This window comes from Micromonospora sp. 4G55 (assembly GCF_016803375.1).
In genome coordinates this window covers 1-5,659 of sequence record NZ_JAEVHN010000408.1, presented here as the reverse complement: position 1 = coordinate 5,659, position 5,659 = coordinate 1, and the positions used below count along the sequence as shown (strand labels likewise).

At 71.7% G+C, this 5,659-nt stretch carries 7 protein-coding genes and 1 pseudogene; 5 read left to right on the top strand and 3 right to left on the bottom strand.

What is annotated here, in order from left to right; genetic code table 11:
• The first annotated feature begins 368 nt into the window (after nucleotides 1-368).
• A complete protein-coding gene (locus JNW89_RS25860) occupies nucleotides 369-1,187 on the top strand; it encodes a sigma-70 family RNA polymerase sigma factor (RefSeq protein WP_309140028.1) in 819 nt (272 codons plus the stop codon).
• Between the two features lies 1 nt (nucleotide 1,188).
• Nucleotides 1,189-1,476: a mycothiol system anti-sigma-R factor gene (gene rsrA / locus JNW89_RS25855; protein ID WP_088960472.1), complete on the top strand. Its 288-nt coding sequence runs from the start codon at nucleotides 1,189-1,191 to the stop codon at nucleotides 1,474-1,476.
• A 112-nt stretch (nucleotides 1,477-1,588) separates the two neighbouring features.
• On the opposite strand, the gene JNW89_RS39040 is transcribed toward rsrA, so the two are convergent.
• The gene (locus JNW89_RS39040; protein WP_369700219.1) at nucleotides 1,589-1,663 is read right to left on the bottom strand and encodes a 50S ribosomal protein bL37; all 75 of its coding nucleotides are present in this window, start codon (nucleotides 1,661-1,663) and stop codon (nucleotides 1,589-1,591) included.
• 248 nt (nucleotides 1,664-1,911) lie between these two features.
• Between JNW89_RS39040 and JNW89_RS25850 the strand changes: the two genes are divergently transcribed.
• Nucleotides 1,912-2,127, top strand: coding sequence for a biotin/lipoyl-binding carrier protein (locus JNW89_RS25850; RefSeq protein WP_088973021.1), 216 nt, complete (start codon nucleotides 1,912-1,914; stop codon nucleotides 2,125-2,127).
• Nucleotides 2,124-2,636 carry a GNAT family N-acetyltransferase gene (locus JNW89_RS25845; protein ID WP_238450895.1) on the top strand — a complete coding sequence of 171 codons (513 nt, stop codon included), beginning with the start codon at nucleotides 2,124-2,126 and terminating at the stop codon, nucleotides 2,634-2,636. Before JNW89_RS25850 ends, JNW89_RS25845 begins: the two co-directional genes overlap by 4 nt.
• Here the strand turns inward: JNW89_RS25845 and JNW89_RS25840 are convergent.
• Nucleotides 2,627-3,220, bottom strand: coding sequence for a TetR/AcrR family transcriptional regulator (locus JNW89_RS25840; protein WP_238450898.1), 594 nt, complete (start codon nucleotides 3,218-3,220; stop codon nucleotides 2,627-2,629). The two genes, JNW89_RS25845 and JNW89_RS25840, sit on opposite strands and share 10 nt — an antisense overlap.
• A 106-nt stretch (nucleotides 3,221-3,326) precedes the next feature.
• On the opposite strand from JNW89_RS25840, the gene JNW89_RS25835 reads away from it, so the two are divergent.
• A complete protein-coding gene (locus tag JNW89_RS25835; RefSeq protein ID WP_238450894.1) occupies nucleotides 3,327-4,916 on the top strand; it encodes an MDR family MFS transporter in 1,590 nt (529 codons plus the stop codon).
• Nucleotides 4,917-4,980: 64 nt separating this feature from the next.
• Here the strand turns inward: JNW89_RS25835 and JNW89_RS25830 are convergent.
• Nucleotides 4,981-5,659, bottom strand: a pseudogene (locus JNW89_RS25830) (tetratricopeptide repeat protein); the annotation flags it as partial.

Below are 5,659 nucleotides of genomic sequence, written 5' to 3'. Positions count from 1 at the left end.
GGTGAGGTCACGACCTGCGCAAGGACCCGGCGCCGTGGCCACGGCCGTGCTCGCCTGGCTCCGCGAGCGGGGCTGGGCGCGGCCCTGAGTCACGGCGGCCAGCCGGCCGCCGGCCGGCGGGGAAGGCGGAATGGCTGCGTCGTAGCCGCCCCGCCCGGCGAGCGTGACCGGCACGGCGCAGGGTCGTTGCATCGGATGGTGCCGGCCGCCCGATCCGGGCGACGGCACCTCCCTCCCAGGCCCTTCCTGGTCCCAGCGTCGGTCTCCGCCGAGGCCGGGACCAGGAACGGGGGCGGCTGACGGAATGTCCGGACCCCGACCGGGCGTTACCACCACCGGAGCGACACATCTGGCGAGGGGGGTGACCGGTGCCGACCGAGACACGGAGCCGGGAACGGGACGAACGGGAAGCACGGCAGCTCCGGCAGCTGCTGGGCGGACCGGACTGGCCCGCGACGGTGGGCGGCGCGGCGGTGGTGAGAGCGGGCACACCCGGCGGAACCGAATCTGCGGGCAGGTCCGTACGCGTATCCTCGGCGGGGAAGCATCCGACGCGAGGGGATGTGCGGTTGACCACCGAAAAGACGGACGAGCGCAGGGCCCGCTTCGAGCGGGACGCGATGCCCTTCGTCGACCAGCTCTACGCTGCCGGGTTGCGGATGACACGCAACCCCGCGGATGCCGAGGACCTGGTCCAGGAGACATACCTGAAGGCGTACGCCGCCTTCCACCAGTTCGAGCAGGGCACGAACCTGAAGGCCTGGCTCTACCGGATCCTGACCAACACCTACATCAACTCCTACCGAAAGCGGCAGCGGCAGCCCATCCAGGCGCCCACCGACGAGATCACCGACTGGCAGCTCGCCGAGGCCGAGTCGCACACCTCCAGCGGTCTGCGGTCGGCCGAGACCGAGGCGCTGGACCGGCTGCCGGACAGCGACGTCAAGGAGGCCCTCCAGCAGCTGCCGGAGGAGTTCCGCCTGGCGGTCTACCTGACCGACGTCGAGGGGTTCGCCTACAAGGAGGTCGCCGACATCATGGGTACGCCGATCGGCACCGTGATGTCCCGGCTGCACCGGGGTCGACGTAATCTGCGGAAGCTGCTCGAGGGCTACGCCGCGGAGCGCGGTTTCAGCTCCGCACAGTCCTCGAAGGGCTCGACCGCCGCTGCCGGCCGGGAGGTGTGACGTGAGCTGTGGAGAGCCGCACGAGACGGACTGCCGTGAGGTCCTCGCGGAGGTCTACCTCTACCTCGACCTGGAGTGCGGGGAGGAACGGCGCACGCTGATCCGCCACCACCTCGACGAGTGCGGGCCCTGCCTGCGTGAGTACGGCATCGAGCAGGAGGTGAAGGCGCTCGTCGCCCGCTGCTGCGGCAACGAGACGGCCCCCGACCAGCTGCGCGAGCGGCTGCGGATCCGCCTGACCGAGCTGGTGGTCTTCGAGACGACCGAGTCGCGCGAACTGGCCGACTGAACGTTCGCGGAACACGACGGTGGCCCGGGTCGATTCGACCCGGGCCACCGGTCTGTCCGGCCCCGGAGGGCCGGCGGAGCTGATCGCGACGGCGGCTGCCCGCCGGGCGTGATCAGGAGTTGGGGCGCTTGCCGTGGTTCGCGCCGCTCTTCTTACGGGCCTTCTTCTTGCGGGCCTTCTTCGCCATGGTGAACCTCCTCGTGATGGTCGGATCCCTGCTGCGGCGACCCTGGGCGCCGGTGCACGCACCGGTCCTCCCGGCGCCAGGGTCGACCCGCTGATGCTAGTGCGGCCGGTACCCGCCATCGTCCGCCGGGGCGGCCGGAGCGCGCGGTGTTTCCGGTCGTGGACGTGGCGCCGCCCGCTCCCCGCCCATCGCGTGCCGCCGCATGATTGGATACGTCGGCAGGCAATCGCGAGAGGGAGGGCCGAGAGATGGCCGAGGAGATCCGTGCCGAGATGGTGGCCAACGTCTGGAAGGTCGTCGCGTCGGCCGGGGACACCGTGTCCGAGGGGGACACGCTCGTGATCCTGGAGTCGATGAAGATGGAGATCCCCGTCGTCGCCGAGTCCGACGGCGTGGTCAAGCAGCTCGCCGTCAACGAGGGCGACGTCGTGCAGGACGGTGACCTGATCGCGGTGATCGATTGACCGGCCTGCTGGTCCGCCCGGCGACCTCGGCCGACTTCGCCGCGGTCGCCCGGCTGACGGTGGCCGCGTACGAGGCGGACGGGCAGCTCAAGGGCGAGCACGGGTACGCCGACGTGCTCGCCGACGTGACGCACCGGGCGACCCACGGCGAGGTGCTGGTGGCCGTGGACCCCGCGACCGGCGAGGTGCTCGGCTCGGTGACCTTCGTGCTGCCCGGCAGCCCGTACGCGGAGCTTTCCGGTCCCGGCGAGGCGGAGTTCCGCATGCTCGCCGTGGACCCGGCGGCCCAGGGTCGGGGCGCCGGGGCGGCGCTGGCCCGGGCCTGCGTCGACCGGGCCGCCGCACTGGGTTGCACGGCCGTGGTGATCTGCGTACGCGGCGGGTTCGCCGCGCCGGCGCACCGGCTCTACGAGCGGATGGGCTTCGTCCGGCTGCGCGAGAAGGACTGGTCCCCGGTGCCCGGGGTGGACCTGCTGGGCCTGCGGCTGGAGCTGACCGGTCAGTCCTGAGCCGCGTCCGGCCCCGGCTCAGCGATCCCGGCGAGCAACTCGTCGGCGACCTCCAGCGCGATCTTCTTGCGCTCCTGGTCGGTGATGTGCGGGGTGCGCACCGCGAACCAGCTGCTGTGCACCGCGAAGAGGGTCAGGGCCGCGCGCAGCTGCGCGGCGGGTGACTTGTCGCCCTGGCACAGCTGGTCGGCGAGGCCCAGCATCCGCTCGCGCATCTGCATGCCGGCGGAGAGGCTCTTCAGCACGGTCTGGTTCTGCTCGAAGAACCGCATCACCGAGGGCTGCTCGCTGGCAAACATCATGTCGGCGTACCTGTTCAGCAGCGCCCGCCGGGTGGCCCGGGTGGGCGGCTGCGACCGGGCCCAGGCGATCAGCTCGTCGATCCGCCGTACGCGGTCCTCGACCAGGCTGTTGACGATCTCGTCCTTGCTCTTGAAGTGGTAGTACAGCGCCGCCTTGGTGACGTTGAGCCGCTCGGCGATCTCGCGCAGCGAGGTCCGCTCGTACCCCTGCTCGGTGAAGAGCTCCAGCGCGACGGCCTGGATACGCTCACGCGTGCCGCCTGTGCTCTCCCTCACCTGCACCACCCAACTCGCTTGACGGTCTCTCGCTGTCCAACTTACCGTGCGGCTAGTAAGGTAACTAGCCGGGCGGCAAGTAAGTGCGTCACTTCTCCGGGGGAGCTTACCCATGAGTCAGGAAAGCCAGACGGCGGCGAGACCCAACGTCAGGGTCGTGCTGTTCGGCCTGATGATCGCGATGATGCTCGCGATGCTCGACAACATGATCGTCAGCACCGCGCTGCCGCGGATCGTCGGCGAGTTCGGCGGCGTCGACCACTTCACCTGGGTCGTCACCGCGTACGTCCTGGGCACGACGGTCTCCACCCCGATCTGGGGCAAGCTCGGCGACCTGTACGGGCGCAAGGCGGTCTTCCTGACCTCCGTGGTCATCTTCCTGGTCGGCTCGGCGCTCTGCGGGATGGCCGGCTCGGACATGCTCGGCGGCCCCGGCGACGGCATGGTCGAGCTGATCGCGTTCCGCGCGGTGCAGGGCCTGGGCGCGGGTGGCCTGATGGTCGGCGTGATGGCGATCATCGGTGACCTGGTGCCGCCCCGCGAGCGCGGCCGCTACCAGGGCATGATCGCCGGCATCATGGCCATCGCCATGGTGGCCGGCCCGCTGGTCGGCGGCTTCATCACCGACAACCTCTCCTGGCGCTGGGCGTTCTACGTCAACCTGCCGCTGGGCGGGGTCGCGCTGCTGGTGCTGGCCACCACCATGCACCTGCCGAAGTACCGGACCGAGCACAAGATCGACTGGCTGGGCGCCGCGCTGCTCTCGGTCGGCATCACCGCGATCGTCCTGGTCACCACCTGGGGTGGCAACGAGTACGACTGGGTCTCCCCGCAGATCCTCGGCCTGGCGGTGCTCGCCGTGGTGGCGCTGGCCGCCTTCGGCCTCGTCGAGCGCCGGGTTCCCGAGCCCATCCTGCCGCTGGGGCTCTTCGCCAACCGCAACTTCGCGCTGATCTCGGTGATCGGCTTCCTGCTCGGCTTCGCGATGTTCGGCGCGATGAACTTCCTGCCGCTCTACCAGCAGACCGTGCAGGGCGCCTCGGCCACCAACAGCGGCCTGCTGCTGCTCCCGCTGATGTTCGGCATGCTGGTGGTCTCGCTGGTGGTCGGCCGGGCGATCACCAAGACCGGCCGGTACCGGATGTTCCCGATCGTCGGTGGCGTGGTGATGACCGCCGGCATGCTCCTGCTCAGCCGCCTCGACGTGGACACCGGCAAGGCCGAGTCCTCGCTCTACATGGTCGTGCTCGGCGTCGGCATGGGCTTCCTGATGCAGACCTCGATGCTGATCGCGCAGAACAGCGTCGAGCAGAAGGACCTCGGCGCGGCCAGCGGCGCGGCCACCTTCTTCCGCTCCATCGGCGGCTCGTTCGGCATCTCGCTCTTCGGCGCCATCTTCGCCAACCGGCTCGCCGACTCGGCTGCCGGCAGCGCGTTCAGCGGCGGCACCGGCGAGGGCCGGGGGATGGACCTGGAGAAGCTCAAGGACCTGCCGGCCCAGGCGCGCGAGCTGGTGCTCGGCGGCCTCTCCGGCGCGATCTCCCACGTGTTCCTGTGGGCGGTGCTCTTCACCGTCGTGGTGCCGGTGCTCGCCTGGTTCATCAAGGAGGTCCCGCTGCGGTCGTCCAACGACGCCCCGCCGGCCGGGGCGACCCCGGAGGAGCAGGCCGAGACCGCCCTCGGCAAGGCCCCGGTGGCCTGACCCGCTCCGTCGCGGCCGCGTCGTCCCTTCCCGGGTACGACGCGGCCGCGTCGCGTCTTCCCGGTCAGGCGCGGCGGAAGCGGGCGGTCAGGCGGGCCCAGAGCCGGGCCAGCGCGCCGCGCCGGAGCGGGTCGACCGGCGCGCCGGCCAGTTCGTGGGCGAGCGCGGTGGTCGCCTCGTCCAGGGCCGGGGTGGCCAGGGCCAGGTGGGCCAGCGAGGTGGCGATCGGCACCGGCCGGTCGCGGGCCACCTCCGCCGCGTCCGCGAGCCGCTCGGCGACGACCCGGGCCACGTCGGGGCGTACCGCGGGGTCGACCCAGGCGGCGGTGACCAGGGCGAACAGTGCCGCCTCGGTGATCCAGTCCTCCACACCCCAGACCAGCTCGACCAGCACCCGGCGCCGGGTCGAGTCCGCCCACGGCTCGTCGGTGCGGTGGTGCAGCAGGCCGAGGCAGGCCCAGACCTGCACGCACCGCACCCAGAGCGACGGGTCCTGCCCGATCAGCACCCGCCCCAGCGCGGTGTCGGGCGCCTCGGGCGGATGCACCAGCAGCCCCAGCAGGTCGCCCAGCTCCAGGGTGGCCAGCCCCACCGCGGCGTCGTACGCGGCCGGCGGGTGGGGCCAGGCGGGATGCGCCAGGTGGCGGACCCGGTCCGCCGCGTCGGCGGAGGGGACCGGCAGGGTGGGCGCGGCGGTGCTGCCGTCGTAGCGCCAGAGCTGGCAGGTGGTGGCCCGCCGGGGC